The sequence below is a fragment of the Paracidovorax cattleyae genome (genome assembly GCF_900104515.1).
GTDB classification, from domain to species: Bacteria; Pseudomonadota; Gammaproteobacteria; order Burkholderiales; family Burkholderiaceae_C; genus Paracidovorax; species Paracidovorax cattleyae.
In genome coordinates this window covers 19096-44220 of sequence record NZ_FNJL01000009.1, presented here as the reverse complement: position 1 = coordinate 44220, position 25125 = coordinate 19096, and the positions used below count along the sequence as shown (strand labels likewise).

General features: G+C 69.3%; 23 protein-coding genes and 1 pseudogene. 17 read left to right on the top strand and 7 right to left on the bottom strand.

Annotated elements, in window-relative coordinates:
• The first annotated feature begins 39 nt into the window (after window positions 1–39).
• From BLR05_RS09035 to tolA, 5 genes are read left to right on the top strand one after another with little or no spacing between them, the layout of a single operon-like run.
• Complete coding sequence (locus BLR05_RS09035; RefSeq protein ID WP_092833879.1) at window positions 40–1224, top strand: pyridoxal phosphate-dependent aminotransferase; 1185 nt, start codon at window positions 40–42, stop codon at window positions 1222–1224.
• 23 nt (window positions 1225–1247) lie between these two features.
• Complete coding sequence (gene ybgC, locus BLR05_RS09030; protein WP_092833877.1) at window positions 1248–1670, top strand: tol-pal system-associated acyl-CoA thioesterase; 423 nt, start codon at window positions 1248–1250, stop codon at window positions 1668–1670.
• A complete protein-coding gene (tolQ, locus tag BLR05_RS09025; protein WP_092833875.1) occupies window positions 1667–2368 on the top strand; it encodes a protein TolQ in 702 nt (233 codons plus the stop codon). The genes ybgC and tolQ overlap by 4 nt, the downstream gene beginning before the upstream one ends.
• Before the next feature lie 27 nt (window positions 2369–2395).
• Window positions 2396–2821 carry an ExbD/TolR family protein gene (locus BLR05_RS09020; protein WP_092833873.1) on the top strand — a complete coding sequence of 142 codons (426 nt, stop codon included), beginning with the start codon at window positions 2396–2398 and terminating at the stop codon, window positions 2819–2821.
• Between the two features lie 55 nt (window positions 2822–2876).
• Window positions 2877–3902 carry a cell envelope integrity protein TolA gene (gene tolA, locus BLR05_RS09015; RefSeq protein WP_092833871.1) on the top strand — a complete coding sequence of 342 codons (1026 nt, stop codon included), beginning with the start codon at window positions 2877–2879 and terminating at the stop codon, window positions 3900–3902.
• 105 nt (window positions 3903–4007) lie between these two features.
• On the opposite strand, the gene BLR05_RS09010 is transcribed toward tolA, so the two are convergent.
• On the bottom strand, window positions 4008–5435 hold the full coding sequence (locus BLR05_RS09010; RefSeq protein ID WP_092834071.1) for a cytochrome-c peroxidase: 1428 nt from the start codon (window positions 5433–5435) through the stop codon (window positions 4008–4010).
• Here BLR05_RS09010 and BLR05_RS26505 point away from each other — a divergent pair.
• A complete protein-coding gene (locus tag BLR05_RS26505; protein ID WP_167361225.1) occupies window positions 5434–5586 on the top strand; it encodes a hypothetical protein in 153 nt (50 codons plus the stop codon). The two genes, BLR05_RS09010 and BLR05_RS26505, sit on opposite strands and share 2 nt — an antisense overlap.
• On the top strand, window positions 5583–7226 hold the full coding sequence (gene acpA / locus BLR05_RS09005) for an acid phosphatase (RefSeq protein ID WP_092833869.1): 1644 nt from the start codon (window positions 5583–5585) through the stop codon (window positions 7224–7226). Before BLR05_RS26505 ends, acpA begins: the two co-directional genes overlap by 4 nt.
• 152 nt (window positions 7227–7378) lie before the next feature.
• On the opposite strand, the gene BLR05_RS09000 is transcribed toward acpA, so the two are convergent.
• Window positions 7379–8713, bottom strand: coding sequence for an MFS transporter (locus BLR05_RS09000; protein ID WP_092833867.1), 1335 nt, complete (start codon window positions 8711–8713; stop codon window positions 7379–7381).
• Between the two features lie 278 nt (window positions 8714–8991).
• Here BLR05_RS09000 and cyoA point away from each other — a divergent pair, with 278 nt between their 5' ends.
• Genes cyoA through BLR05_RS08965 form a run of 7 tightly spaced genes read left to right on the top strand, consistent with a single transcriptional unit; the run spans window position 8992 to window position 15929 of the window.
• Window positions 8992–10041, top strand: coding sequence for a ubiquinol oxidase subunit II (cyoA, locus tag BLR05_RS08995; RefSeq protein WP_092833865.1), 1050 nt, complete (start codon window positions 8992–8994; stop codon window positions 10039–10041).
• Between the two features lie 56 nt (window positions 10042–10097).
• The gene (gene cyoB, locus BLR05_RS08990; RefSeq protein WP_092833863.1) at window positions 10098–12104 is read left to right on the top strand and encodes a cytochrome o ubiquinol oxidase subunit I; all 2007 of its coding nucleotides are present in this window, start codon (window positions 10098–10100) and stop codon (window positions 12102–12104) included.
• Entirely contained in the window at window positions 12097–12729 is a 633-nt protein-coding gene (gene cyoC / locus BLR05_RS08985; RefSeq protein ID WP_092833861.1) for a cytochrome o ubiquinol oxidase subunit III, read from the top strand. The genes cyoB and cyoC overlap by 8 nt, the downstream gene beginning before the upstream one ends.
• A gap of 2 nt (window positions 12730–12731) precedes the next feature.
• The gene (gene cyoD, locus BLR05_RS08980) at window positions 12732–13160 is read left to right on the top strand and encodes a cytochrome o ubiquinol oxidase subunit IV (protein ID WP_092833859.1); all 429 of its coding nucleotides are present in this window, start codon (window positions 12732–12734) and stop codon (window positions 13158–13160) included.
• A gap of 7 nt (window positions 13161–13167) precedes the next feature.
• Window positions 13168–14046 (top strand): SURF1 family protein, encoded by an 879-nt coding sequence (locus tag BLR05_RS08975; RefSeq protein ID WP_092833857.1) that lies wholly within the window; start codon window positions 13168–13170, stop codon window positions 14044–14046.
• Window positions 13991–15406, top strand: a complete 1416-nt coding sequence (locus BLR05_RS08970; RefSeq protein WP_225978904.1) for an ATP-binding protein — start codon at window positions 13991–13993, stop codon at window positions 15404–15406. Before BLR05_RS08975 ends, BLR05_RS08970 begins: the two co-directional genes overlap by 56 nt.
• Window positions 15396–15929 carry a response regulator transcription factor gene (locus tag BLR05_RS08965; protein ID WP_092833855.1) on the top strand — a complete coding sequence of 178 codons (534 nt, stop codon included), beginning with the start codon at window positions 15396–15398 and terminating at the stop codon, window positions 15927–15929. The genes BLR05_RS08970 and BLR05_RS08965 overlap by 11 nt, the downstream gene beginning before the upstream one ends.
• Before the next feature lie 19 nt (window positions 15930–15948).
• On the opposite strand, the gene BLR05_RS08960 is transcribed toward BLR05_RS08965, so the two are convergent.
• Window positions 15949–16716 (bottom strand): sulfite exporter TauE/SafE family protein, encoded by a 768-nt coding sequence (locus BLR05_RS08960; protein WP_092833853.1) that lies wholly within the window; start codon window positions 16714–16716, stop codon window positions 15949–15951.
• A gap of 171 nt (window positions 16717–16887) precedes the next feature.
• On the opposite strand from BLR05_RS08960, the gene BLR05_RS08955 reads away from it, so the two are divergent.
• Together BLR05_RS08955 and trhP are read left to right on the top strand one after the other, a co-directional pair.
• Window positions 16888–17787, top strand: coding sequence for a LysR family transcriptional regulator (locus tag BLR05_RS08955; protein ID WP_092833851.1), 900 nt, complete (start codon window positions 16888–16890; stop codon window positions 17785–17787).
• Window positions 17788–17875: 88 nt separating this feature from the next.
• Window positions 17876–19282, top strand: a complete 1407-nt coding sequence (trhP, locus tag BLR05_RS08950; RefSeq protein ID WP_092833849.1) for a prephenate-dependent tRNA uridine(34) hydroxylase TrhP — start codon at window positions 17876–17878, stop codon at window positions 19280–19282.
• Between the two features lie 16 nt (window positions 19283–19298).
• Here the strand turns inward: trhP and BLR05_RS08945 are convergent, their stop codons facing one another.
• Entirely contained in the window at window positions 19299–19679 is a 381-nt protein-coding gene (locus BLR05_RS08945) for a hypothetical protein (RefSeq protein WP_225978905.1), read from the bottom strand.
• Between the two features lie 136 nt (window positions 19680–19815).
• Here BLR05_RS08945 and BLR05_RS08940 point away from each other — a divergent pair.
• A pseudogene (locus BLR05_RS08940) lies at window positions 19816–20446 on the top strand (MmyB family transcriptional regulator).
• Window positions 20447–20458: 12 nt separating this feature from the next.
• Here BLR05_RS08940 and BLR05_RS08935 read toward each other — a convergent pair.
• The 3 genes from BLR05_RS08935 to BLR05_RS08925 all read right to left on the bottom strand — a co-directional run bounded on the left by BLR05_RS08935 (window position 20459) and on the right by BLR05_RS08925 (window position 25097).
• The gene (locus BLR05_RS08935; protein ID WP_092833847.1) at window positions 20459–21475 is read right to left on the bottom strand and encodes a putative transporter; all 1017 of its coding nucleotides are present in this window, start codon (window positions 21473–21475) and stop codon (window positions 20459–20461) included.
• Window positions 21476–21688: 213 nt separating this feature from the next.
• Complete coding sequence (acnB, locus tag BLR05_RS08930; RefSeq protein ID WP_092833845.1) at window positions 21689–24280, bottom strand: bifunctional aconitate hydratase 2/2-methylisocitrate dehydratase; 2592 nt, start codon at window positions 24278–24280, stop codon at window positions 21689–21691.
• Window positions 24281–24383: 103 nt separating this feature from the next.
• Window positions 24384–25097, bottom strand: coding sequence for a hypothetical protein (locus BLR05_RS08925; RefSeq protein ID WP_092833843.1), 714 nt, complete (start codon window positions 25095–25097; stop codon window positions 24384–24386).
• Window positions 25098–25125: the final 28 nt, after the last annotated feature.

The following is a 25125-nucleotide window of genomic DNA, read 5'->3' as shown; positions in this document are numbered from 1 at the left end:
GCGGTGCGCAGCCACAGCCTCCTTCCGGACATCCCTCCCATGAAGTTCTCCCGGCGCGCCGAGCGCATCGAACCCTTTTACGTGATGGAGATCGCCAAGGCCGCGCAGGCCCTGGCCCGCGAGGTGGCCGGCGGCCCGGAGCCGATGATCTTCCTGAACATCGGCGAGCCCGACTTCACCGCCCCGCCGCTGGTGCGCGAGGCCGCCGACCGCGCCCTGCGCAGCGGCGCCGCCCAGTACACCAACGCCCTCGGCCTGGACGCGCTGCGCGAACGCATCAGCGGCTGGTACGCCGAGCGCTTCGGCGTGGCCGTGCCGGCGCGCCGCATCGTGGTCACGGCGGGTGCCTCCGGCGCCCTGCAGCTCGCCTGCCTGGCGCTCATCGAGCAGGGCGACGAGGTCCTCATGCCGGACCCGAGCTATCCGTGCAACCGCCATTTCGTGAGCGCGGCGGACGGCCGTGCGGTGCTCGTGCCCTCCACCGCCGGGGAACGCTTCCAGCTCAGCGCCGGCAAGGTCGCCGCGCACTGGGGCCCGAAGACGCGCGGCGTGCTGCTGGCCTCGCCCTCCAACCCCACGGGCACCTCGATCGCGCCCGATGAACTGCGCCGCATCCACGCCGCCGTGCAGGCGCGCGACGGCTTCACCCTCATCGACGAGATCTACCTCGGCCTCTCCTACGAGGAGGCCTTCGGGCACACGGCGCTCGCGATCGGCGAGGACATCGTCAGCATCAACAGCTTCAGCAAATACTTCAACATGACGGGCTGGCGCCTGGGCTGGATGGTCGTGCCCGATGCCATGGTCCCGGTCGTGGAGCGGCTGGCGCAGAATCTCTTCATCTGCCCGAGCACCGTGGCGCAGCATGCGGCGCTGGCCTGCTTCGAGCCGGACAGCATCGCCGAGTACGAGCGCCGCCGCGCCGAGTTCAAGGCCCGCCGCGACTGCTTCATCCCCGCGCTCGAATCCCTGGGACTGTCCGTGCCCGTGCGGCCGGACGGCGCCTTCTACGCCTGGGCCGACTGCACCGCCGCGGCGCGGCGCCTGGGCGTGGAAGGCAGCTGGGATTTCGCCCACGAGGTCATGCGCCGCGCCCACCTGGCCCTCACGCCGGGGCGCGACTTCGGCAGCCATGCGCCGGAAACTTTCGTGCGCTTTTCCACGGCCAACTCCATGGCGCAGCTGCAGGAAGCCGTGGCGCGGCTGTCCCGGCTGCTGGGCTGACGCACGGCGCGAGGCACTGCCCCATGAGCTTCGAATGGCCCGTGCGCATCTACTGGGAAGACACGGATGCCGGCGGCATCGTCTTCTATGCCAACTACCTGCGCTTCTTCGAGCGCGCCCGCACCGAATGGCTGCGCTCGCTGGGGGTGCAGCAGCAACGGCTGCGGGAACTCGCGGGGGGCATGTTTGTCGTAACCGACGCGCGCGTGCGCTATTTGCGCCCCGCCCGGCTGGACGATGAACTGATTGTTACGGCCGCGCTCGAGGAAAGTGGAAGGGCATCCCTGACAATACGCCAGCGAGCGCTCCTGAAATCGGAGCACATGACAGAATCGGAGCCTTCGCCCCTGTGCGAGGGCTCCGTTCGCATCGGATGGGTCGACGCCGCCACGCTGCGCCCCGCCCGGATTCCCGGCCACCTTCTGGAACAACTCTCATCATCATGAATTCGCAAGACATGTCCATCCTGCACCTGGTGCTCAATGCCAGCTGGGTGGTGCAACTCGTCATGGCGCTGCTGATCGGCGTGTCCATCGCCAGCTGGGCCGCCATCTTCCGCAAGCTGTTCGCGCTCAAGCGCGTCCGGTCGCTCAACGACGAGTTCGAGCGCGAGTTCTGGTCGGGCACCAGCCTGAACGACCTCTACGCCAGTGCCGCGCAGAACGCCAAGAACGCCGGCCCCATGGAGCGGATCTTCGCCAGCGGCATGCGCGAGTTCCAGAAGCTGCGCGAGCGCCGCATCACCGACCCCGGCACCCTGCTCGACGGCGCGCGCCGCGCCATGCGCGCGAGCTTCCAGCGCGAAATGGACGTGGTGGAGTCGAGCCTGTCCTTCCTCGGCTCGGTCGCCTCGGTGAGCCCCTACGTCGGCCTGTTCGGCACCGTATGGGGCATCATGCACGCCTTCACCGGCTTCGCGGGCATGGAGCAGGTCACGCTCGCCACGGTGGCGCCCGGCATCGCCGAGGCCCTGGTGGCCACGGCGATCGGCCTGTTCGCCGCCATTCCCGCCGTGGTGGCCTACAACCGCTTCGCGCGCGACATCGACCGCGTGGCCATCCACCAGGAAACCTTCATCGAGGAATTCTCGAACATCCTGCAGCGCAACCTGGGCGCGGCACCGGCCTCCGCCTCGGGCCACTGACCCGCCACGCACGCGAAGGAGCCTCCCATGCCCACCATGGCCTCGCGCGGCGGCAGCCGCCGCCGCTCGATGAACGAGATCAACATGGTCCCCTTCATCGACGTGATGCTGGTGCTGCTCATCATCTTCATGGTGACCGCGCCCATGCTCACCCCCAGCCGGATCGACGTGCCCACCGTCGGCAAGGGCGCCAAGGCGCCCAAGGCCTTCGGCCAGGTCATCGTCCAGAAGGACGGCAGCCTGCAGCTCAAGACGGGCGACCTCGAGCGCCCCGTGACGCTCAAGGAACTCGGCGCCGCCGCCAAGGCCTGGCAGGCCACGCAGGAAGACGGCACGCCCGTGCTGGTCACCGCCGACCGCAACGTGACCTACGACTCCGTGGTCAAGGCCATGGACGCTCTGCAGCGCGCGGGCGTGCAGCGCGTGGGCCTCACCGTCAAGTCGGGCGGCTGACGCCCCGCACACCCTCCGCCCCCGACGCCGATCCCCGGAGCCGCTCCCGAACGCGATGCACGCCCACAACGACCGAGACCAGTTCGCCCCCACGCGTCCGCCGGGACGCCTGCGCGCCGTCGCGCTCGCCGTCCTGGTCCACGTGGCGCTCATCGGCGCCCTGACCTGGGGCGTGAACTGGAAGACCAGCGCCGACCAGCCCGCCATCGAGGCCGAGATCTGGTCCGCCCTGCCACAGCAGGCCGCACCGGCCGCGGTCGCCCCGCCGCCACCGCCCCAGCCGGCGCCGCAGCCCACGCCCCCTGCGCCTCCGCCGCCCGCGCCGGCCCCGCCGCCGCCTCCACCGCCCCCGAAGGCCGCGCCCGACCCGCGCGAGGCCGACATCGCCATCGAGCGCGAAAAGAAGCGCCTCGAACAGGAAAAGAAGGAACGCCAGCTGCAGGCCGAACAGGACCGGCGCGAACGCGAGCGCAAGGAGCAGGCCGAGCAGGACAAGAAGGAACGCCAGCAGAAGGAGAAGGCGCAGCGCGAGAAGGACCAGCAGCAACAGCGCGAGAAAGAACAGCGCGAAAAGGATCGCCGCGAGCAGCAGGAGAAGCTGGAAAAGCAGCAGGCCGAGAAGGAACGGCAGGAGCAGCTGCAGAAGAAGCAGGCGGAAGACAAGCGCAAGGCGGATGAAAAGCGCAAGGCCGACGCCGCGGAAGCCAAGCGCGTGGAAGCGCTGCGCCAGGAGAACCTGCGCCGCATGCAGGGCCTGGCAGGAGCCACCGGAGGTGAAACCGCCACCGGCAACGCCCAGCGCAGTTCCGGCCCGTCGGGCAGCTATGGCGGCAAGGTCGCGGCCAAGGTGCGGCCGAACATCGTCTATCCGGACGCCATCTCCGACAACCTGCGCACCGAGGTGGAAGTGCGCGCCTCGCCCGACGGCACCATCGTGGGCATCCGCGTCACCAAGTCCAGCGGCAACAAGTCCTGGGACGACGCCGTGGTGCGCGCGCTGGAGAAGACCGACACCCTGCCGCGCGACGTGGACGGCCGCGTGCCCTCCTCGCTGGTCATCGGCTTCCGGCCCAGGGACTGACCCGCGGGTGCCGCCCTCACCGGGCGGGTCGCGGGCAGATCACGGGCTGAGGCGCGGGCGAGGGCCGGCACCTCCAGCAAGGCCGGCACGGCGTCCCGGGCCGGCTCAGTGCGCTGCCGCAGCGCCCCGGGCACCCGCCCCCGCCCGGGCCACGGCGGAACGCCGGCCGCCCCGCGCCACCGCTTCCATGGCCGGCACGGCATCCTGGTCGGTCAGCGTGCGCAGGAACGCCACCACGTCGCCGATCTCGGCCTCGGTCAGCCGGGGCGCCTCGCCGGGCTCGCGGTCGAACGGCGCTTCCCGGTTGACGTTGCCGGCATATTCGGCCGGCAGATCGTCATAGCGCGGATGCGCGCCCCGCGCGCGCGGCGGGTAGGGATACCAGCGCTGCGGGTCGGTGTCGCGCGTGGCGTAGAAGCGCACCGCCTCTTCCAGGCTGTGGACGACCCCGTTGTGGAAAAAGGCCTGCCGCACCGCCGCGTTGCGCAGGCTGGGCGTGCGGAAGGCGCCGCAGAGCGCCTCGCGCTCCTTGCCGTCCGTACCGGCCGGCAGCGTGGCGCAGGTGCCCAGGTCGTGGAACGACGGGTCCCGGTTGGCCGGCAGCATGCGGTTGCGCGGCACGCCGATGGCGATGTGCCCGAAATCCGAGAAAGCGGGAAACGCCCCGTTGTTGGGGCTGACCTCGCTCAGGTGGCAGGACGCGCAGTTGCCCTTCTTCGCGTCGTTGAAGAGCGCGAGCCCGCGCATTTCGCGTGCCGACAGCGCCCTCTTGCCGCGGAGGTAGTCGTCGTACCGGCTGCTGTAGGGGTAGAAGCGCGCCGGGTCCTGCTGGAACATTTCCAGCGCCAGCGTGGCCCACTGGAAGCCCCGCGCGTCGTCGTCCAGCGCATCGGCGCCGAAGGTCTGCCGGAACTGCGCCGCATAGGGCGCCCGCCGCAGCCGCTTCACCACTGCCGCGGGGTTCGCATTGGCCATCTCGTGCGGCGCCAGCAGCGGGATGGCCGCCTGCTCGTGCAGCGTGCTCGCGCGGCCGTCCCAGGTATGGCCGCCCGAGGCGCCCTGGTCCACGCTTTCGTCGAAATCGTCGTCGAAGCGGTGCATGGTGAAGGGCGGCACGTTCTGCTGGTAGCGCAGGGACGGCGCTGCCCGCACGCCCAGGGCCGCGCCATCGGCGCCGCCGGGCTGCACCGCAAGGCCGTTGGGCGGCCCGAACGCGTGCGCCGGATCATGGCAGCTCGCGCAGGACACCCGGCCCGACGCCGACAGCCCCTGGTCGAAGAACATGGCCTGCCCCACGGCCTGCATGCGCGCGAAGTCCGGCTGCGCCGCCATCTGCATCCGGTTCGCATCGGGCGGCGCGGCACCGGACGACGCCGCGGGCCGTGCGGCCACCGGCGCCACGCCCGACGCGGCAGCGCCCCGCATCCACACCCCCAGGCCGGCCAGCACGCCTGCAGCGGCCAGCACGCAGGCCGGGCCGCTCCAACGAAGAAAACGCCGGGAGGCCGGGAACATGCGCGCAGGAGAAGTCATGGGACGGGAAGAAGCTCCGCAAAAAACGCTGCGCGCCAGCATGCGCCGCGGCCATGTCAGCTTCATGACGGCCATCTGTCATGCGCCGGACACAGCCGCTTTACCACAATGCACCTCGCATAAAACCATTCACAACAGCGCACCACCATGAAACCCACCCTTCGCCTCCTCCCCCTGGCCGCCGCCGCGGCCGCCCTGCTGTCCGCCTGTGGCGGCAGCGACGGCTCCTCCTATGACAGCCTGCTGCAGCAGCGCATTCAGAACGTCGTGGTGATCTACGCGGAAAACCGCGGCTTCGACAACCTCTACGGCCTCTACCCCGGCGCCGACGGCATCCCCGGCGTGAATCCGTCTGCCTCCGGCAGCTACCTGCCGCAGGTGGACCGCGACGCGGCGGGCTCCGTGCTCGCCAAGCTGCCCAAGGTCTGGGGCGGCGTCACCGCCTCGGGCCAGTCGGTCACCGTGCCGGAAGGCAGCACCGCCAGCCAGGACAACCGCCCCTTCCAGATCGACGCCGCATCCGGCTTCCAGACCACCGGCGTGCAGGTCGGGCCGAACGTAATCACGCGCGATCTCTACCACCGCTTCTTCGAGAACCAGATGCAGATCAACGGCGGCCGCAACGACAAGTTCGCCGCCTGGGCGGATTCGGGCGGCCTCACCATGGGCTACTACGACGGCAGCAACATGCAGCTGTGGAAGCTGGCCCAGAAATACGTGCTGGCCGACAACTTCTTCATGGGCGCCTTCGGTGGTTCCTTCCTGAACCACCAGTACCTGGTGTGCGCGTGCGCGCCCGAATACCCGAATGCCGACACCTCGGCCGCCAAGGGGTCGATCTCGGCCGTGGACCAGGACACCTCCGGCACCTTCCTGCCCCGCCTCACCGTGGCGGCCAACTCGCCCGCATCCGCCATCTCCGGCCCGCCGGTGTTCGTCAACAGCAGCAACATCGCCCCGAAGAACTATGCCGGCGACGGCAAGTTCTATGCGATCAACACGATGCAGCCGGCCTACCAGCCCAGCTCCAACGCCCCGGCCAGCGGCGCGAGCAACCTGACCGCGGATCCGGCCAAGGCCACCACGCTGCCCCCGCAGACTGCCACCACCATCGCCGACCTGCTCGACAGGAAGAACGTGGGCTGGGCCTGGTACGCGGGTGGCTACAACGCCACGCTGGCATCGGCCATCACCGACCGCGCCTTCGCCCGGCCCGCGCCGAACTTCCAGTTCCACCACCAGCCGTTCAACTACTACGCGAAGTTCGATCCGACCCAGTCCGCCACCGCGGCCTACCGCGCGCAGCACATGAAGGATTTCGACACGCAGTTCCTGCAGGACGCCGCCGCAGGCCAGCTGCCGGCCGTGAGCTTCTACAAGCCGCAGGGCAACCTCAACCAGCACCCCGGCTATGCCAGCGTGGCCGACGGCGACGCACACATCGCCAGCGTGATCGCCCAGCTGCAGGCCAGCCCGCAATGGAAGAACATGCTGATCGTCGTGACCTATGACGAGAACGGCGGCTTCTGGGACCACAAGGCCGTGCCCAAGGGCGACCTCTGGGGCCCGGGCACGCGGATCCCGGCGCTGATCATCTCGCCCTGGGCCAGGCACGGCGTGGTGGACCACACGCAGTACGACACGGCATCCACCCTGCGCTTCATCACGCGCCGCTGGGGCCTGGATACCCTGCCGGGCCTCGCGCAGCGCGATGCCGCCCTGGTGAAGAATGGCGGCCAGCCCATGGGCGACCTGACCTCGGCACTGGACCTGACGCAGATCCTGCAATAACGCGCGCCCCGCAGCCGCCCGGCCCCCGATCGGCCTGCTGCACCGCCCGCTGCACACCCCGCAAAGGAAAAGCCCGCTTGACGCGGGCTTTTCCTTTGTGCGCTTCTCCCCGTGCGGCGGCACGCCCGGGGCGCACCGCTCCTCTCAACGGTTCATTCGCGGCGCTCGATCAGGCGGTTGATCCGCAGCGCCAGCAGCGTGCAGACCACGCCGGACAGCAGGTACACGCTCACCGCGATCAGCCCGAACTTGGCCGACAGGCCCAGGGCGACCAGCGGGGCGAACGCGGCACCGACCAGCCAGGCCAGATCGGCCGACAGCGCGGCACCCGTATAGCGGAAGCGCGGCGAGAAATTGGCCGTCACCGTGCCGGAAGCCTGGCCATACGACAGGCCCAGCAGCACGAAGCCCACCAGGATGAAGATGTTGTTGCCCACCGTGCCGCTGCTGAGCAGCCACGGCGTGACCAGGCTGAAGACCCCGATCAGGCAGGCCATGGCGCCCAGGGTGTTGCGGCGGCCCACCCGGTCGGCCAGCCGGCCGGAGATGGCGATGGCGATGGCCGCGCAGAAGGCGCCGGCGATCTGCACGCCCAGCACGTGGGTGATGGACTGCTCGGAATACATCGAGATCCAGGACAGCGGGAACACCGTGACCACGTGGAAGAGCGCGAAGCTGGCCAGCGCGGCGAAGGCACCCAGGAACACGTTGCGGCCTTCGCTGCGCATGAGCTCCAGCACGCTCACCGGCTCCAGCTCGCGCTGCTGCAGCATCTCGGTATAGGACTGGCCGACGATCAGGCGCAGGCGGGCGAAGAGCGCCACCACGTTGATCGCGAAGGCGACGAAGAACGGAAAGCGCCAGCCCCAGTCGAGGAATTCCTGCACCGACAGGTTGCTGTAGAGATAGGCGAACAGGCTGGCCGCGAGCGCGAAGCCGACCGGCGCGCCCAGCTGCCCGATCATGGCGTACCAGCCGCGCCGCTCCTGCGGGGCGGACATAGCCAGCAGGGACGGCAGCCCGTCCCAGGTGCCGCCCAGGGCCAGGCCCTGACCCAGGCGCAGCACGACCAGCGCGATGATGGCGATGTGGCCCGCGCTGTTGTAGCTCGGCAGGAAGGCCATGCCCGCCGTGGAGGCACCCAGCAGGAACAGGGCGAGCGTGAGCTTGGTGCCGCGCCCCCAGCGCCGCTGCACCGCCATCGAGATGGCCGTGCCGACCGGGCGCACGACGAAGGCCAGCGCGAAGATCGCGAAGGCCATCAGCGTGCCGTCCAGGCGCGTCATGAAGGGAAAGACGAAGGACGGGAATACCAGCACGCAGGCGATCCCGAAGACGAAGAAGTCGAAATACTCGGACGAACGCCCGATGATCACGCCGACCGCGATCTCGCTGGGCGTGGCTTCTTCATGGGTGTCCGCATGGGACAGGGATTCCTCGTGGTGGAAATTCCCGGCGGGGTAAGGGGAAGCAGCTAGCCCACTCATATGAACGCTCCTCGATTCATGCTGAACACGGCTTCCGTTCTACACCCCGGCCATGGCCCCTACAAGGCGACTTTTCCCTGAGGCAGGGTCGGACAAACCCTTACACAAACCATGGTTTTGCGCTCATCGGGCTGCAGCCCGCGCCAGCCCGTGCTGGCGGCGCGTGCCTTGACCTTGGACAAAATGTCCAATCGACAGAGCCTTCCAAAGTATTACATTTGCCCGGTCCTGTAATCCGCGTTTGCCCTGAACGCGCTTTTCGTTACGCCTCCCAAAGCATGCTGAAAACCATGAAACTCCGCGGGCCCGCATGGCTCGGCGCGGCCGCCCTGGCTGCAAGCCTCGCCGGCTGCAGCAAGGCCGTCGTCCTCAATCCGGCGGGTGACGTCGCCGCACAGCAAGGCCAGCTGGTGGTCACCGCCACGCTGCTGATGCTGATCATCATCGTCCCGGTGATCCTGCTCACCTTCCTCTTCGCCTGGAAGTACCGCCAGACGAACACGGAGGCCGAGTACGACCCCGACTGGCACCACTCCACCACGCTGGAGCTGGTGATCTGGACCGTGCCGCTGATGATCATCATCGCCCTCGGGGCGCTGACCTGGATCAGCACCCACAAGCTGGATCCGTACCGTCCCCTCGACCGCATCGACGCGGCCCGCGCGCTGCCCGCCAGCGTCAAGCCGCTGGAGATCCAGGTGGTGGCCATGGACTGGAAGTGGGCCTTCTTCTATCCGGAGCAGGGCATCGCCACGGTGAACGAGGTGGCCGCCCCCGTGGACCGCCCCATCGTCTTCAAGCTGACGTCCACGTCCACGATGAACGCGTTCTACGTGCCCGACCTGGCCGGCATGATCTACACCATGCCCGGCATGCAGACCGAGCTGAACGCCATCATCAACAAGGCGGGCGTGTACCACGGCTTCTCGTCGCACTACAGCGGCCCGGGCTTCTCCGGCATGACGTTCAAGTTCCACGGCCTGAGCGACGGCGACTTCGACAAGTGGGTCGCCGACGCCAAGGGCTCCGGCAAGGCGCTGGACAGCAGGACCTACCTCGCCCTCGCCAAGCCCAGCGAGCGCAACCCCGTGGAGCGCTTCGCTTCCGTGGAAGCCGGGCTCTACGAGAAGGTGCTCAACCGCTGCGTCGAGGACGGCAAGATGTGCATGCACCACATGATGGCCATCGATGCCAACGGCGGCGAGGCCTACCTCAAGGCCGCCGGCCTGAACCTGCCCCAGGACGTGTGCACGGCCGAGAACTCCGCGCGCGTGATCGCCTCCCTGGAAACGACGCGCGAGACCGCGACCGCCGCCACCCCGCAATGACCCTGCAGGGCCGTTGACGCGCGAGCGGCGCCGGCCCCCACCAGAAGAAACCCGATATGTCCTCCGAACAAATTACTGCGTCCCACTGGGCCCTGGGACGGCTTACCTGGGACTCCGTGCCGATGGCGCACGAACCCATCGTGCTGTGGACCTTCATCGCCGTGATGCTGGGCGGCCTCGCCGTGCTGGCCGTGGTCACCCGCTTCCGCCTGTGGGGCCCGCTGTGGCACGACTGGATCTGCAGCATTGACCACAAGAAGATCGGGATCATGTACATGATCCTGGGCATCGTGATGCTGCTGCGCGGCTTCGCCGACGCGGTGATGATGCGCCTGCAGCAGGCCGTCGCCTTCGGCGACAACATGGGCTACCTGCCGCCGCACCACTACGACCAGATCTTCACCGCCCACGGCGTGATCATGATCTTCTTCGTGGCGATGCCGCTGGTCACCGGCCTGATGAACTACGTCGTTCCGCTGCAGATCGGCGCGCGCGACGTGGCCTTCCCGTTCCTGAACAACTTCAGCTTCTGGATGACCACCGCCGGCGCCATCCTGGTGATGATCTCGCTGTTCCTGGGCGAGTTCTCCACCTCCGGCTGGCTGGCCCTCTCCAACCTGGGGGCGCAGAACCCGGGGACCGGGCTCGACTACTACATATGGGCGCTGCAGGTCGCGGGGGTGGGCACCACGCTCTCGGGCATCAACCTGATCGTCACGATCATCAAGATGCGCGCACCCGGCATGAACCTGATGAAGATGCCCATCTTCACCTGGACGTCCCTGTGCACCAACGCCCTGATCGTGGCGTCCTTCCCCGTGCTGACGGCCGCCCTGGTGCTGATGTCGCTGGACCGCTATGTCGGCACGAACTTCTTCACGAACGACTTCGGCGGCAACCCGATGCTGTACGTGAACCTGATCTGGATCTGGGGCCACCCCGAGGTGTACATCCTGGTGCTGCCCGCATTCGGCATCTTCTCCGAAGTGGTCGCCACGTTCTGCCGCAAGCGCCTGTTCGGCTACACCTCCATGGTCTATGCCACGGTGGTGATCACCATCCTGTCGTACCTGGTCTGGCTGCACCACTTCTTCACGATGGGCTCCGGCGCCAGCGTGAACACCTTCTTCGGCATCACGACGATGATCATCTCGATCCCGACGGGCGCGAAGATCTTCAACTGGCTGTTCACCATGTACAAGGGCCGCATCCGCTTCGAGCTGCCCATGATGTGGACCGTGGCGTTCATGGCCACCTTCGCCATCGGCGGCATGACCGGCGTGCTGCTGGCCGTGCCCCCGGCCGACTTCGTGCTGCACAACAGCCTGTTCCTGATCGCCCACTTCCACAACGTGATCATCGGCGGCGTGCTGTTCGGCCTGTTCGCCGGCATCAACTACTGGTTCCCCAAGGCCTTCGGCTACAAGCTGGACCGCACCTGGGGCCTGCGCTCCTTCTGGCTGTGGGTGGTGGGCTTCTGGGTGGCGTTCGCGCCCCTGTACGTCCTGGGCCTGATGGGCGTGACGCGCCGCGTCAACCACTTCGAGGATCCATCCCTGCAGATCTGGTTCGTGATCGCCGCCGCCGGCGCGGGCCTCATCGCCCTGGGCATCGGCTGCTTCCTGATGCAGCTCGTGGTGAGCTACCTCAAGCGCGACCAGCTGCGCGACTTCACCGGCGACCCGTGGGACGCCCGCACGCTGGAATGGGCCACCTCCTCGCCCCCGCCGCAGTACAACTTCGCCTTCACGCCCTGCGTGCACGAGATCGATGCCTGGTGGGACATGAAGAAGCATGGCTACAAGCGTCCCCTGGCCGGCTACCAGCCGATCCACATGCCGGCCAACACCGGCGCGGGCGCGGTGATCTCCGGCTTCTCGCTGGTGCTCGGCTTCGCGCTGATCTGGCACATGTGGCTGCTCGCAGGCGTGTCGTTCCTGGGCATCGTGCTGGCCGCGATCATCCACACGTTCAACTACAAGCGCGACTTCTACATCCCTGCCGATGAAGTCAACACGACCGAAGAAGCCCGCACTCTCCAACTCGCCCGCTCCCATGTCTGATATCCGATACCAAGCCGGCGCCGCAGGCGCCCTGGCTTCCCGCGACTACCACCTCGCGGAGGAGCCCCATCCAGAGAACGGCACCGCGCTGGGCTTCTGGCTCTACCTGATGAGCGACTGCCTCATCTTCGCCGCACTGTTCGCCACCTACGGCGTGCTGGGCCGCAGCTATGCCGCCGGCCCGACCGGCGCGCAGCTGTTCGACCTCTCGCTGGTGGCCATCAACACGGCCTTCCTGCTGCTGTCGTCGATCACCTTCGGCTTCGCCATGCTGCAGAAGCAGAAGGGCAACGTGGGCGGCACGCTGGGCTGGCTGGCGGTCACGGGCCTGTTCGGCCTGTGCTTCCTGGGCCTGGAACTCTACGAGTTCCACCACCTGATCCATGAAGGCGCGGGCCCGCAGCGCAGCGCCTTCCTGTCCGCGTTCTTCACGCTGGTGGGCACCCACGGCCTGCACGTCACCTTCGGCCTGATCTGGCTGGTGGTGCTGATGATCCAGATCAGCAAGCACGGCCTGATCCAAGAGAACAAGCGCCGCCTGATGTGCCTGTCGATGTTCTGGCACTTTCTGGATGTGGTCTGGATCGGCGTCTTCACCTTTGTGTACCTGATGGGGGTGCTGTAAACATGAGCGCACAGAATTCGCACGCACACGCACATGCCCACGCGGGGCATGACGACCACCACCACGACGACGGCCCGCACAGCACCCTCTCGGGCTACATGGTCGGCTTCGTGCTGTCGATCATCCTCACGGCCATCCCGTTCTGGCTCGTCATGGCCAAGGTGATCTCCGACCGCAGCACGGCCGTGCTGGTGCTCGGCGCCTTCGCCGTGGTGCAGATCCTGGTCCACATGGTCTGCTTCCTGCACATGAACGGCAAGGTGGAAGGCGGCTGGACCATGCTGTCCACCATCTTCACCGTGGTGTTCGTGGCCATTGCCATCGCCGGCACGCTGTGGGTGATGTTCCACATGAACACAAACATGATGCCGGAGCACAACATGCCCGCATCCACGGCGCCCCTGCCCCCGCCGGTGAACAACGCGCCCTGACGACGCGGTGGCGCAAGGCAATACGGAGGCCGGCCCGCGCCGGCGCTCTCCCTTCCTGAAGGCGATGCTCATCCTGGTGGGCATCGCCTTGTTTTTGGGTTTCCTGGCCCTGGGCACCTGGCAGGTGCAGCGCCGGGCCTGGAAGCTGGCGCTGATCGAGCGCGTGGACCAGCGCGTGCATGCCGCGCCCGTGCCCGTGCCACCGCCCGCGCAGTGGCCGCAGGTGGACGCCGCCGGCTACGAATACCTGCCCGTCGCTGCCACGGGCCGCTGGCTCTCCGACCGGACCGTGCTCGCGCAGGCCACCACCGATCTGGGCTCGGGCTTCTGGGTGATGACGCCGCTGCAGCAGGCCGACGGCACGCAGGTACTGGTCAACCGCGGCTTCGTGCCGCAGGACCAGCGCGCGCGCTGGCTGCCCGGCGGCGAAGCACTGGCCACCGTGGACGCGGGCGACGCGCAGGCCTCCGTGCAGGGCCTGCTGCGCATGAGCGAGCCGGGCGGCAGCCTGCTGCGCGCCAACGATCCGGCGCAGCAGCGCTGGTACTCGCGCGACGTCGCCGCCATCGCCGCGGACCGGCAGCTCGCGCACGCGGCACCGTTCTTCATCGATGCCGGGCTGCCGGCACGGGGCACGTCCGTGGCAGTCCAGGAGACCCCGCCCGCCTCGGCCGGCCACCCGGGCCCCTGGCCCCGCCCCGGCATGACGGTGATCCGCTTCCCCAACAGCCACCTCGTCTATGCGATCACCTGGTACGGGCTCGCGCTGATGGTTGCTGCTGCGGGCTGGTATGTGGCACGCTACGAGTTTCGCCTGCGCGCCGCCGACCGTGCCCTCCCCCGCTCCTCCACCCCTTCCTCCTCCACCCGACAGCCACCGCGCTGACGGTCCGGCCGCCGCGGCAGCGGCAGCGCCGCCCCCCGCGCCGGCCACGCCCTCGGCGCGCAATGCCCGCTACGCGAACGCGGCCGCGGGCCTCAAGAACCTGCACCAGCTGATCCAGCTGCGCTGGGTGGCCGCCATCGGCCAGGTGTTCACCATCGAGGTCGCCTACTACAGCCTCGGGCTGTCGCTGCCGGTGCGCGAGATGCTCATGGTGGTGGGCTGCCTGGTGCTGTTCAACCTCGTCAGCCTGGTGCGCTGGCGCACCGGGCACGGCGTGCGGAACGTGGAGCTGTTCCTGGCGCTGCTGATCGACGTGGCCGTGCTCACGGTGCAGCTCTACCTGAGCGGCGGCACCGGCAACCCGTTCGTCTTCCTCTACCTGCTGCAGATCGCGGTCGGCGCGGTGCTGCTGCGCGGCGGCTACATCTGGTCGATCGTGGCGATCACCACCTGCTGCTTCGCGGCGCTGTCGCGCTTCAACCTGCCGCTGCCCCTGTCCGCGGACCTGCACCGGGGTCTGTCCAGCCCCTACCTGCTGGGCCTGCTGGCGTGCTTCCTGCTGAACGCGATCCTGGTGGTCATCTTCATCACCCGCATCGAGCGCAACCTGCGCCAGCGCGACGCGCGGCTCTCGGCGGCGCGCCAGCGGGCCCTGGAGGAGGAACACATCGTGCGCCTGGGCCTGCTGGCCTCGGGCGCGGCCCACGAACTCGGCACGCCGCTGTCCACCATGGCCGTCATCCTGGGCGACTGGCGGCACGACGCGCGTCTTGCCGCCGACCGCACGCTGCAGGACGAGGTCGCGGAAATGCAGGTCCAGGTGCAGCGCTGCAAGAGCATCGTGAGCGGCATCCTGCTGTCGGCCGGCGAGGCGCGCGGAGAGGCGTCCGCGCAGACCACGGTGCGCACCTTCGTCGATGCGCTCGCGCGGGACTGGCGCGCCACGCGCACCATCGCCGCGTTCGACTACGACAACCGCTTCGGCGCCGACACGCCCATGGTGTCGGACACCATGCTGCAGCAGATGGTGTTCAATGTGTTGGACAATGCACGGGACGCCTCGCCCGGCTGGGTGGGAATGGCCGTCGAACGCGATGCCGACCTGCTGCGCATCACCGTGACCGACGCCGGCCCCGGGTTCGATCCGGCCATCCTGGCGCGGCTCGGCAAGCCCTACCAGTCGAGCAAGGGCCGCGCGGGGGGCGGGCTGGGCCTGTTTCTCGCCATGAACGTGGCGCGTACCCTCGGCGGCAGCGTCACGGCCCGCAACCTGCCGGAGCGCGGCGCCGAGGTCAGCATCCGGCTGCCGCTGTCGGCGGTCGCGCTGCCACCCACCGGACACGCACACCATGGACGATGAACGCCTGCTGCTGATCGTGGAGGACGACGAAGCCCTCGCCAGGACACTGGCGCGCTCCTTCGAGCGCCGCGGCTACCGCGTGCTGCATGCCGACAGCCTGGCCGGCGTGGAAGACCTGCTGGCGGCGCACGCGCCCGGCTACGCGGTCGTGGACCTCAAGCTCAAGGGCGAGGCCTCGGGCCTGGCCTGCGTGCAGAAGCTGCATGCCTGCAACACCGGCATGCGCATCGTGGTGCTGACCGGCTTTGCGAGCATCGCCACGGCGGTGGAGGCGGTGAAGCTCGGCGCATGCCATTACCTCGCCAAGCCGTCCAACACCGATGACATCGAGACCGCCTTCGGCCTTTCCGAAGGCAATACCGAGGTGGAACTGACCAACCGGTCCAGCTCCATCAAGACCCTGGAGTGGGAACGCATCCACGAGGTGCTGGCCGAGACGGACTTCAATATCTCCGAGGCCGCGCGCCGCCTTGGCATGCACCGCCGCACGCTGACCCGCAAGCTCGGCAAGCAGCGCGTCTGACCTGGCGGGCCGGGGCCCGTCAGCCGAACAGCATGCCCAGGCCCAGCGCCAGCAGCCCCGCCATGAGGCAGCGGCGGAAGGCCTCCGGCGACAGGTGCCTGCGCAGGCGGTTGCCCAGCGCCATGCCGGCCAGGGCCGGCGCAAGCAAAAACACCGAACCGGCCAGCGTGGCGGCCGGCAGCTGGGCCTGCGATGCCAGGCCCGCGCCCAGCGCGAGCGTGGACACGGTGAAGCACAGCCCCATCGCCCGCACCAGCGCGTCGCGCTGCAGGCCCAGCGCCTGCAGGTAGGGAACGGCCGGCACCACGAACACGCCCGTCGCCGCAGTGACGGCGCCCGTAACAGCCCCCACGGCGAACCCCAGCGCCTGGGAATGCCTGCCGGAAACGGCCGGCAGCCGCGCGCCCGACAGCGACCAGCCCGCGTAGGCGATCAGCGCCGCGCCCAGTGCCATGCGCGCTCCCGCTCCCTGCGGCGGGCCCAGCCACCATGCGCCCAGCCAGGTGCCCGCGCAGATCCCGGCCTGCAGCCCGGCATGCCGCCGCAGCAGCGCGGGCGCCTCTCGCCAGGGTCCCATCTGCCAGACATTGGTCGCGAGCGACGGCACCACCAGCAGCGCCGCGGCCTGCGCGGGCGGCATCCAGAGCGCGAGCAGCGCCATGGACACGGTGGGCAGGCCGAGCCCGACCACGCCCTTCACGAGGCCGGCCAGCACGAACACCAGCACCGCCGCCAGCGCGCCCGGCGCCGTGCCACCCCACGCATGCATCCATCCCGCTTCCGCCATGCTTCCCTCCTGTCGTCGTCCGCCATTCCCGCCATTCCCGCCCCTGCCGCTGCATGCGGCCGGCATGTACAGCGATTCTGGAAGTCGCCGCCATAGCGCGCCATGCGGATGTGCCGTGGCCAGCCTCCGGAATTTCCGAAGCCTGAAAGGGTATCTGTGGTAGCGTGGCGCATGCGCTTCGACCTGACGGACCTGCGGCTCTTTCTTCACGTGCACGAGGTCGGCACGATCACGGCGGGTGCGGAACGGGCGCACCTGGCGCTGGCGTCGGCCAGCGAGCGCCTGCTCGCAATGGAGCAGGCGCTCGGCGCGCCGCTGCTGGTGCGGGGCCGGCGCGGGGTGCATGCCACCCCGGCCGGACAGACACTGGCGCACCACGCGCGCATCGTGCTGCAGCAGGTGGAGCAGTTGCGCGGCGAACTCGGCGCGCACGGCAGCGGCCTGGCCGGACACGTCCGGCTGCTCTGCAATACCTCCGCCATGAGCGAGCACCTGCCCGCGCCGCTGGCGGCCTTCCTGGCGGCGCATCCCCGCATCGCGGTGGATGCGCAGGAACGCTCCAGCGATAACGTGGCCGATGGTGTGCGCGACGGCCTGTGCGACATCGGCATCGCCTCGCGCACCGCCGACCTGCAGGGCCTGGCGGTCCGGCCTTTCGTGGCCGACCCGCTGGACCTGGTGGTGCCCCGCGGCCACCCGCTGGCCGGCCGCGGCCGCATCGCGCTGGCGGAAGCGGCACGGGAGGATTTCGCCGGCCTGCCGGACGACAGCGCCCTGCAGGCCCACCTCGCCCGGCAGGCGCGGCGGCAGGGCCAGCGGCTGCGCTACCGCGCCCGGCTGCAGCATGTCGATGCCGTGTGCCGCCTCGTGGGGCTGGGCGCTGGCCTGGTGGCCATCGTGCCGCGCGCGGCGGCTGTGCGCCTGGCCCGGTCCACCGGCATCCGGCGCGTGGCGCTGTCCGATGCCTGGGCCGCGCGGGAACTGGTGCTGTGCGTGCGCCCGGACGACAGCGGGGCACCGGGTGCCCTGCCCCTGCATGCCCGCGCCCTGCTGGACCACCTCGCCGGCTGAGGACAAAGCCTGCGCCAGGTCAAGGTGCGCGCCGCGGGTGGACGCCACAATCGCGGGCTCCACCGCGCCCTGCCCTGCCCACCGCCCCATGACGCTCCGCTCCCCCGAACTGCTGCTGCCCGCCGGCTCCCTCGACAGGATGCGCACGGCCTGCGATTTCGGCGCCGACGCCGTCTATGCAGGCCAGCCGCGCTACTCCCTGCGGGCGCGCAACAACGAATTCCGGCTCGAACAGATCGGCCAGGGCATCCGCGAGGCGCATGCGCGCGGCCGCAAATTCTTCGTGACCAGCAACCTGCTGCCGCACGACGACAAGGTACGCACCTACCTGCGCGACATCGAACCGGTGATCGCCCTCGGGCCCGATGCACTCATCATGGCCGACCCGGGGCTGATCATGCTGGTGCGCGAGCGCTGGCCCGAGATGCCCATCCACCTGTCGGTGCAGGCCAACACGGTGAACGCGATGGCCGTGACGTTCTGGCAGCGCATGGGCCTGGCGCGCATCATCCTCTCGCGCGAGTTGAGCCTGGACGAGATCGAGGGCATCCGCCAGCAGTGCCCGGACATCGAGCTGGAGGTGTTCGTGCACGGCGCGCTGTGCATCGCCTATTCCGGCCGCTGCCTGCTCTCGGGCTACTTCAACCGGCGCGACGCCAACCAGGGCACCTGCACCAATGCCTGCCGCTGGAGCTATGCGGCATCGCCGGGCACGGACGCCACCGACAGCGGCGAGGTCCGGCCGCTGCCGCTGGACGGCGGCTTCGATCCGCAGGCGGAGCAGGAGCGCGCGGACGGCGCCTTCGCGGCCTGCGGGGGCACGCCGCGCCATCCGCTGGCCGACCGCACCTACCTGCTCGAGGAAAAAGAGCGCCCCGGCGAGCTGCTGCCGGTGATGGAGGACGAGCACGGCACCTACATCCTCAACAGCCGCGACCTGCGCGCCGTGGAGCACGTGCACCGCCTCGTGGCCATCGGCGTGGATTCGCTGAAGATCGAGGGCCGCACGAAGAGCCGCTACTACGTGGCGCGCACCGCCCAGGTGTACCGCCGCGCCATCGACGACGCGGTGGCGGGCCGGCCTTTCGACCCGGCGATGCTGACCGAACTCGACGGGCTGGCCCACCGCGGCTACACGGCCGGTTTCCTGCAGCGCCGCCCGGCGCAGGACCTGCAGAATTACGACACCGGCAGCTCACGGCCCGTGCGCAGCCTGTTCGTGGGCGAGGTGGTGGCCTCCGGCGACGGCTGGGCCGAGGTGGAAACGAAGAACCGTTTCGCGGTCGGCGACCGGCTGGAAATCATCCATCCCGCGGGCAACCGCACGGTCCGCCTGGAACGCATGCAGGCGGCCGCGAGCGGCGAACCGCTGCACGTGGCTGCGGGCAGCCCGCTGCGCGTGCGGATTCCGCTGGAAGGGCCGGCTGCCGGCGCGATGCTCGCCCGCCTCCTCGATCAGGACGCCACCACGGATCCCGCGCAGCCGCAGCCCTGACGGCGCGCAGGCAGCGTCAGGCCATGCGCGGCTGCCCCGCGGCGAAGCCGGCCGGGCGCTGGTGGCGCAGCCCCATCCACTGCAGGTCCGCCAGCACCCGGGCGAAGGCGCCCTGGGCCATGAGCCAGGCGATGCCGCAGCCCGGCAGATCCCGCGGGCCGGCGAAAGCCAGGGCGATGCAGCCCACGGTCCAGCCCAGGTTGCCGATGGCCAGCAGGAGGATCAGCGCCCGCGGCATGGCGCGCCGGGTCGCGGTCACCGCGGCCACCGCCGCGTAGGCCAGGGGGAACCATCCGGTGGCGGACAGCAGCGAGGCAGGCAGGCCGGTGGCGGCGCCGAGCGGCCCGGCGGCAGCGCGCTGCACTGCACCGGTTGCCGCGCATTCGGGTGCGTCCACCCAGAGGACGCGGGGCAGGAAGCGGGGCGAGGCGAAGAGGCAGAGGGAATGCGCCGCGCCGATACGATGGCCACCATGATCTCCGCACCTGACGCAGGCCCCCCACCGGCCCGTACGCCCCTCCCCGATCCCCGGCATGCATGCGCCGTTCGGAGACCACCTGCGCCACTGGCGCCGGCAGCGCCGGCTGAGCCAGCAGGACCTGGCGCTGGAGGCGGAGGTATCCACGCGCCACCTGAGCTGAGTGGAGACGGGCCGCGCCGTGCCCAGCCGCGACATGGTGCTGAGGCTGGCGGAACGCCTTGGCGTCCCCTTGCGCGAACGCAACGCCCTGCTGGTCGCCGCCGGCTTCGCGCCCACGTACGCGGCGCGCGGGCTGGACCACCCCGACATGCGTGCCGCGCGCACGGCGGTCGACCTGGTGCTGCGCGGACACAAGCCCTACCCGGCCCTCGCGGTGGACCGCCACTGGAACATGGTCGCCGCCAATGCGGTGGTACCGCTGCTGCTGCAGGGGCTGGCCGGCCACCTGCTCGCCCCCCGCCCGTGAACGTGCTGCGGCTGTCGCTGCCCCCGGGGGCCTGGGGCCGCGCCTGGCCGATGCCGCGGCCTGGAAGGCGCACCTGTTGCACCGCCTGGACGAGCAGATCGCGGCGCACGGCGACGCACCGCTGCAGGCCCTGCGGGACGAACTCGCCGTGGAGTCGTTCTTTCCGGCGGACGATGCCACGCGCGAGGCGCTGGCGCGCCTGGCGGCCGGGGCCTGACCGGACGCCTGGTCAGGAGGCGGCAGACACCGGCACCGCCTCCGGCAGCGCCGCGGCATCCGCCAGCATCTGCCGCTCGAAGGCGCGCAGGCGCTTGTGGATGGAGATCTGCTCCACCACCGTGCTCCAGTTCTGCACCAGGAACTGGAAGGATTCCAGCACCCGGTCGAACGCGCGCGAGATCTGCTGCATCACCCCCAGCGTGATCACGCCGGCGATCAGCGTGGGGCCCAGGGCCACCAGCGGCACCAGCACGCTCACCTGCAGGTACGACCACTTCACCACGTCGAAGTACAGGTAGTTGAAGAACAGCCGGAAATAGTTGCGCCGCACATCGGCGAACAGCGCGGCGGCCGTGGGCGGCGCGGCGCGCGCGGGGTCGTCCTCGCCCAGCACCAGTTCCTTGCGGTAGGCGGCCTCCACGCGCTGGTTGTGGAACTCCAGCCCCGGCAGCCGCACGCCCACCACGGCCAGCAGCAAGGTGCCGCCCAGGGACCAGAGCAGCGCCACCCAGACCAGCGAATGCGGTACGGCGCCGATCACCGGCAGGCCGGTCAGCTTGTCCGACAGCACCCAGAGCACGGGCACGAAGGCGCCCAGCGTCATCAGGCTGCGCAGGAAAGTGAGGCCCAGGCCTTCCATGGTGGTGGCGAAGCGCATGGTGTCTTCCTGCACCCGCTGCGCTGCGCCCTCGATGTGGCGCAGCCGGGGCCAGGCGGCCATGTAGTGCTCGTTCATCGCCTGCCGCCAGCGGAAGATGTAGTGCTTGCAGAAGAAGTCCACCACCACCGCCGTGGTCACGTAGATCATGGCGATGCGCGAGAAGGTGGAGAGCTGCCCCCAGAACTGCCCCGCCGTGATGCTACCGGGCTGGCCCAGCGATTTCTGGATCAGGTCGTAGAAGCTGCCGAACCAGTCGTTGATCTGCACATCGAGTTCGACGCGGTACCAGGTGGCGAGCAGGATGAAGACGGAGCCGGCGATCGACCAGGCCCACCACCGGCGGGAGAGAAAGAAGGACTTGAACATGGCGGTGCGCGTTGTCGTGGTTCTTGGGCGTCGGACGCCGCCTGCACTGTAAATGTTCCATGGCGGGCAGGCCGCTTCAGCCCCGCCTAAGGTGGAAAGCAGGGCGAAAAAGGGACAAAGGAAAAGGCCCCGCGAATCGCTCCCCGGGGCCTCTGTATTTCATGGCTTTCGCCCGGCAGCGAAAGCGAGCGGGCCTCGCGGCCCGCCCGGCCGTCAGGCCGCCACGGTCTTGGCGGCGTCCGCGTATTCCTCGATCTGGTCGAAGTTCATGTAGCGGTACACGCTGGCCTTGTCGGCATCGATCACGCCCATTTCCTTGAGGTATTCCTCCTTGGTGGGCAGCTTGCCGATGCGCGAGGCGATGGCGGCCAGCTCGGCCGAGCCCAGGAACACGTTGGTGTTCTTGCCCAGGCGGTTCGGGAAGTTGCGGGTGGAGGTGGAGATCACCGTCGCGCCCTCGCGCACCTGCGCCTGGTTGCCCATGCACAGCGAGCAGCCCGGCATCTCGGTGCGGGCACCGGCCGTGCCGAAGGCGGCGTAGTGGCCTTCCTTGATCAGCTCGTTCTGGTCCATCTTGGTCGGCGGAGCCACCCACAGCTTGACGGGGATGTCGCGCTGGCCGCCCAGCAGCTTGGCGGCTGCGCGGAAGTGGCCGATGTTGGTCATGCACGAGCCGATGAAGGCCTCGTCGATCTTGGTGCCGGCCACTTCCGAGAGGAACTTGGCGTCGTCCGGATCGTTCGGGCAGCACACGATCGGCTCGGTGATGTCGGCCAGGTCGATCTCGATCACGGCGGCGTACTCGGCGTCCTTGTCGGCTTCCAGCAGCTCGGGGCTGGCCAGCCAGGCCTCGACCTTCTCGATGCGGCGCTTGAGGGTGCGCGCGTCGGCGTAGCCGTCGGCGATCATGTTCTTCATCAGCACGACGTTGCTGGTGAGGTATTCCTTGATCGGCTCGGGATTGAGCTTGATCGTGCAGCCGGCGGCCGAGCGCTCGGCGGACGCATCGGACAACTCGAAGGCCTGTTCCACCTTCAGGTCCGGCAGGCCCTCGATCTCGAGGATCTTGCCGGAGAAGATGTTCTTCTTGCCAGCCTTGGCCACCGTCAGCAGGCCCTGCTTGATGGCGTACAGCGGAATGGCATGCACCAGGTCGCGCAGCGTCACGCCGGGCTGCAGTTCGCCCTTGAAGCGCACCAGCACGGATTCGGGCATGTCCAGGGGCATCACGCCGGTGGCGGCACCGAAGGCCACGAGGCCGGAGCCCGCGGGGAACGAGATGCCGATCGGGAAGCGGGTGTGCGAATCGCCGCCAGTGCCCACGGTGTCGGGCAGCAGGAGGCGGTTCAGCCAGCTGTGGATCACGCCGTCGCCGGGGCGCAGGGCCACGCCGCCGCGGTTGCTGATGAAGGCGGGCAGTTCGCGGTGCGTCTTCACGTCCACGGGCTTCGGATAGGCGGCCGTGTGGCAGAACGACTGCATCACCATGTCGGCGGAGAAGCCCAGGCAGGCCAGGTCCTTCAGCTCGTCGCGGGTCATGGGGCCGGTCGTGTCCTGGCTGCCCACGGTGGTCATCTTCGGCTCGCAGTAGGTGCCGGGGCGCACGCCCTGGCCTTCCGGCAGACCGACGGCACGGCCGACCATCTTCTGCGCCAGCGTGAAGCCGGCCCGGGATTCGGCGGGCGCCTGGGGCAGGCGGAACGCGGTGGACGCGGGCAGGCCCAGGAACTCGCGCGCCTTGGTGGTCAGCGAACGGCCGATGATCAGGTTGATGCGGCCGCCGGCGCGCACTTCGTCGAGCAGCACGTCGCTCTTGAGCTGGAACTCGGCGACGGTCTCGCCGTTCTTCAGCAGCTTGCCGTCATAGGGCAGCACGTCGATCACGTCGCCCATTTCCAGCTTGGAGACATCGACCTCGATCGGCAGCGAGCCCGAGTCTTCCTGCGTGTTGAAGAAGATCGGAGCGATCTTGCCGCCCAGCGTCACGCCGCCGAAGCGCTTGTTCGGCACGAAGGGGATGTCCGCGCCCGTGGCCCAGATCACGCTGTTGGTGGCCGACTTGCGCGAGGAGCCCGTGCCCACCACGTCGCCCACGTAGGCCACGATGTGGCCCTTCTTCTTCAGGTCCTCGATGAACTGCATCGGGCCGCGCTTGCCGTCTTCCTCGGGCCTGAAGGCCGCGTCGGGGCGGGTGTTCTTCAGCATGGCGAGGTAGTGCAGCGGAATGTCCGGGCGGCTCCAGGCGTCGGGCGCCGGGGAGAGGTCATCGGTGTTGGTCTCGCCGGGCACCTTGAAGACGGTGACGGTAATCTTCTTCTCGACTTCGGGACGGCTCGTGAACCACTCGGCGTCGGCCCACGACTGCATCACTTCCTTCGCCTTGGCGTTGCCGGCCTTGGCCTTCTCGGCCACGTCGTTGAAGAAGTCGAACATCAGCAGCGTCTTCTTCAGCGCGTCGGCCGCCACGCCCGCCACTTCGGCGTCGTCCAGCAGCTCGATCAGGGGATGAACGTTGTAGCCGCCCACCATGGTGCCCAGCAGCTCCGTGGCCTTGGCCTTGGAGATCAGGCCCACCTTCAGGTCGCCGTGCGCCACGGCAGCCAGGAAGCTGGCCTTGACCTTGGCGGCATCGTCCACGCCCGGGGGCACGCGGTGCGTCAGCAGGTCCAGCAGGAAGGCGTCCTCGCCGGCCGGCGGGTTCTTGATCAGCTCGATCAGTTCGGCAACCTGCTTCGCGTCGAGCGGCAGGGGCGGGATGCCCAGGGCGGCGCGCTCGGCCACATGGTCACGGTAGGCTTTCAACATGGTGTTCTCCGGTGGGTTCGATCGTTGGATTTCTGGGGGCAAAGCCGGTCCTGCGGGCGCCGCGAGCGGCGTCCGTCCATCACAGGCAGGAACGCCGCAGCGCTTACCTGGCGGGCGCTTCGGCGGCAGGCGCAGCCGCCGGAGCGGCAGCAGCGGCCGGAGCCGGCGCGGGCGCATCCAGCAGGCTCGGCTGCGGGTTCTTGCGGATGGTCTCGCTGACGGCGACCTGCTGCGGGCTCATGCATTCGTCGGCCAGGCGCTGGCCCAGCTTCTGGTTCATGAGCATGGACTTGTTGGAGATCTGGATCCAGACCGCGCCGGCCTTCTGGTCTTCCAGGCGCACCGCGCCGGTGCTCGTGGCCACGGGCGTCATGCGGTAATGGAAGTTCTTGCCGGCGACTTCGAAGTACCCGGGCGACTTGGGATCGGCCTCGATGTTGACCGAAGCGCCCAGCTCGCAGGGGATGTGGCCGGTGTGCACGCGCTGGGCGATCTCGAGCTCCGCGGGGCTGAGGGCGGCCTCGGCGGCGATCAGGCCCGAGGCCACCTGGTTGGTGGCGCTCTTGAGCTGGGCACGGCTGCTCTGCGGATGCGCCTTGGCCACCTGCACGGGCTTCCTGGCGTCCTTGGCGGGGGCGGCCTTCGCGCTCTGGGTGGACTTGGCAGCAGGCTTCTTCGCCTCCTTGGAATCCTTGGCGGGCGCAGCCTTCGCAGCGGCCTTGGGAGCGGGCTTGGCCGGGGTCGGGGCGCCTGCGTCCTGCGCCATCACCAGGACGGGGCTCAGCAGCATCAGGGCGGAAGCGACGAGTTGTTTCATGGAAGCTCCAGCAAGGGAGAGGGGGTCG

Coding starts and splice junctions, on each gene's coding strand:
- BLR05_RS09035 (WP_092833879.1), top strand. CDS start 40: ATGAAGTTCTCCCGGCGCGCCGAGCGCATCGAACCCTTTTACGTGATG.
- ybgC (WP_092833877.1), top strand. CDS start 1,248: ATGAGCTTCGAATGGCCCGTGCGCATCTACTGGGAAGACACGGATGCC.
- tolQ (WP_092833875.1), top strand. CDS start 1,667: ATGAATTCGCAAGACATGTCCATCCTGCACCTGGTGCTCAATGCCAGC.
- BLR05_RS09020 (WP_092833873.1), top strand. CDS start 2,396: ATGCCCACCATGGCCTCGCGCGGCGGCAGCCGCCGCCGCTCGATGAAC.
- tolA (WP_092833871.1), top strand. CDS start 2,877: ATGCACGCCCACAACGACCGAGACCAGTTCGCCCCCACGCGTCCGCCG.
- BLR05_RS26505 (WP_167361225.1), top strand. CDS start 5,434: ATGGGACGGGAAGAAGCTCCGCAAAAAACGCTGCGCGCCAGCATGCGC.
- BLR05_RS09010 (WP_092834071.1), bottom strand. CDS start 5,435: ATGACTTCTCCTGCGCGCATGTTCCCGGCCTCCCGGCGTTTTCTTCGT.
- acpA (WP_092833869.1), top strand. CDS start 5,583: ATGAAACCCACCCTTCGCCTCCTCCCCCTGGCCGCCGCCGCGGCCGCC.
- BLR05_RS09000 (WP_092833867.1), bottom strand. CDS start 8,713: ATGAGTGGGCTAGCTGCTTCCCCTTACCCCGCCGGGAATTTCCACCAC.
- cyoA (WP_092833865.1), top strand. CDS start 8,992: ATGCTGAAAACCATGAAACTCCGCGGGCCCGCATGGCTCGGCGCGGCC.
- cyoB (WP_092833863.1), top strand. CDS start 10,098: ATGTCCTCCGAACAAATTACTGCGTCCCACTGGGCCCTGGGACGGCTT.
- cyoC (WP_092833861.1), top strand. CDS start 12,097: ATGTCTGATATCCGATACCAAGCCGGCGCCGCAGGCGCCCTGGCTTCC.
- cyoD (WP_092833859.1), top strand. CDS start 12,732: ATGAGCGCACAGAATTCGCACGCACACGCACATGCCCACGCGGGGCAT.
- BLR05_RS08965 (WP_092833855.1), top strand. CDS start 15,396: ATGGACGATGAACGCCTGCTGCTGATCGTGGAGGACGACGAAGCCCTC.
- BLR05_RS08960 (WP_092833853.1), bottom strand. CDS start 16,716: ATGGCGGAAGCGGGATGGATGCATGCGTGGGGTGGCACGGCGCCGGGC.
- BLR05_RS08955 (WP_092833851.1), top strand. CDS start 16,888: ATGCGCTTCGACCTGACGGACCTGCGGCTCTTTCTTCACGTGCACGAG.
- trhP (WP_092833849.1), top strand. CDS start 17,876: ATGACGCTCCGCTCCCCCGAACTGCTGCTGCCCGCCGGCTCCCTCGAC.
- BLR05_RS08935 (WP_092833847.1), bottom strand. CDS start 21,475: ATGTTCAAGTCCTTCTTTCTCTCCCGCCGGTGGTGGGCCTGGTCGATC.
- acnB (WP_092833845.1), bottom strand. CDS start 24,280: ATGTTGAAAGCCTACCGTGACCATGTGGCCGAGCGCGCCGCCCTGGGC.
- BLR05_RS08925 (WP_092833843.1), bottom strand. CDS start 25,097: ATGAAACAACTCGTCGCTTCCGCCCTGATGCTGCTGAGCCCCGTCCTG.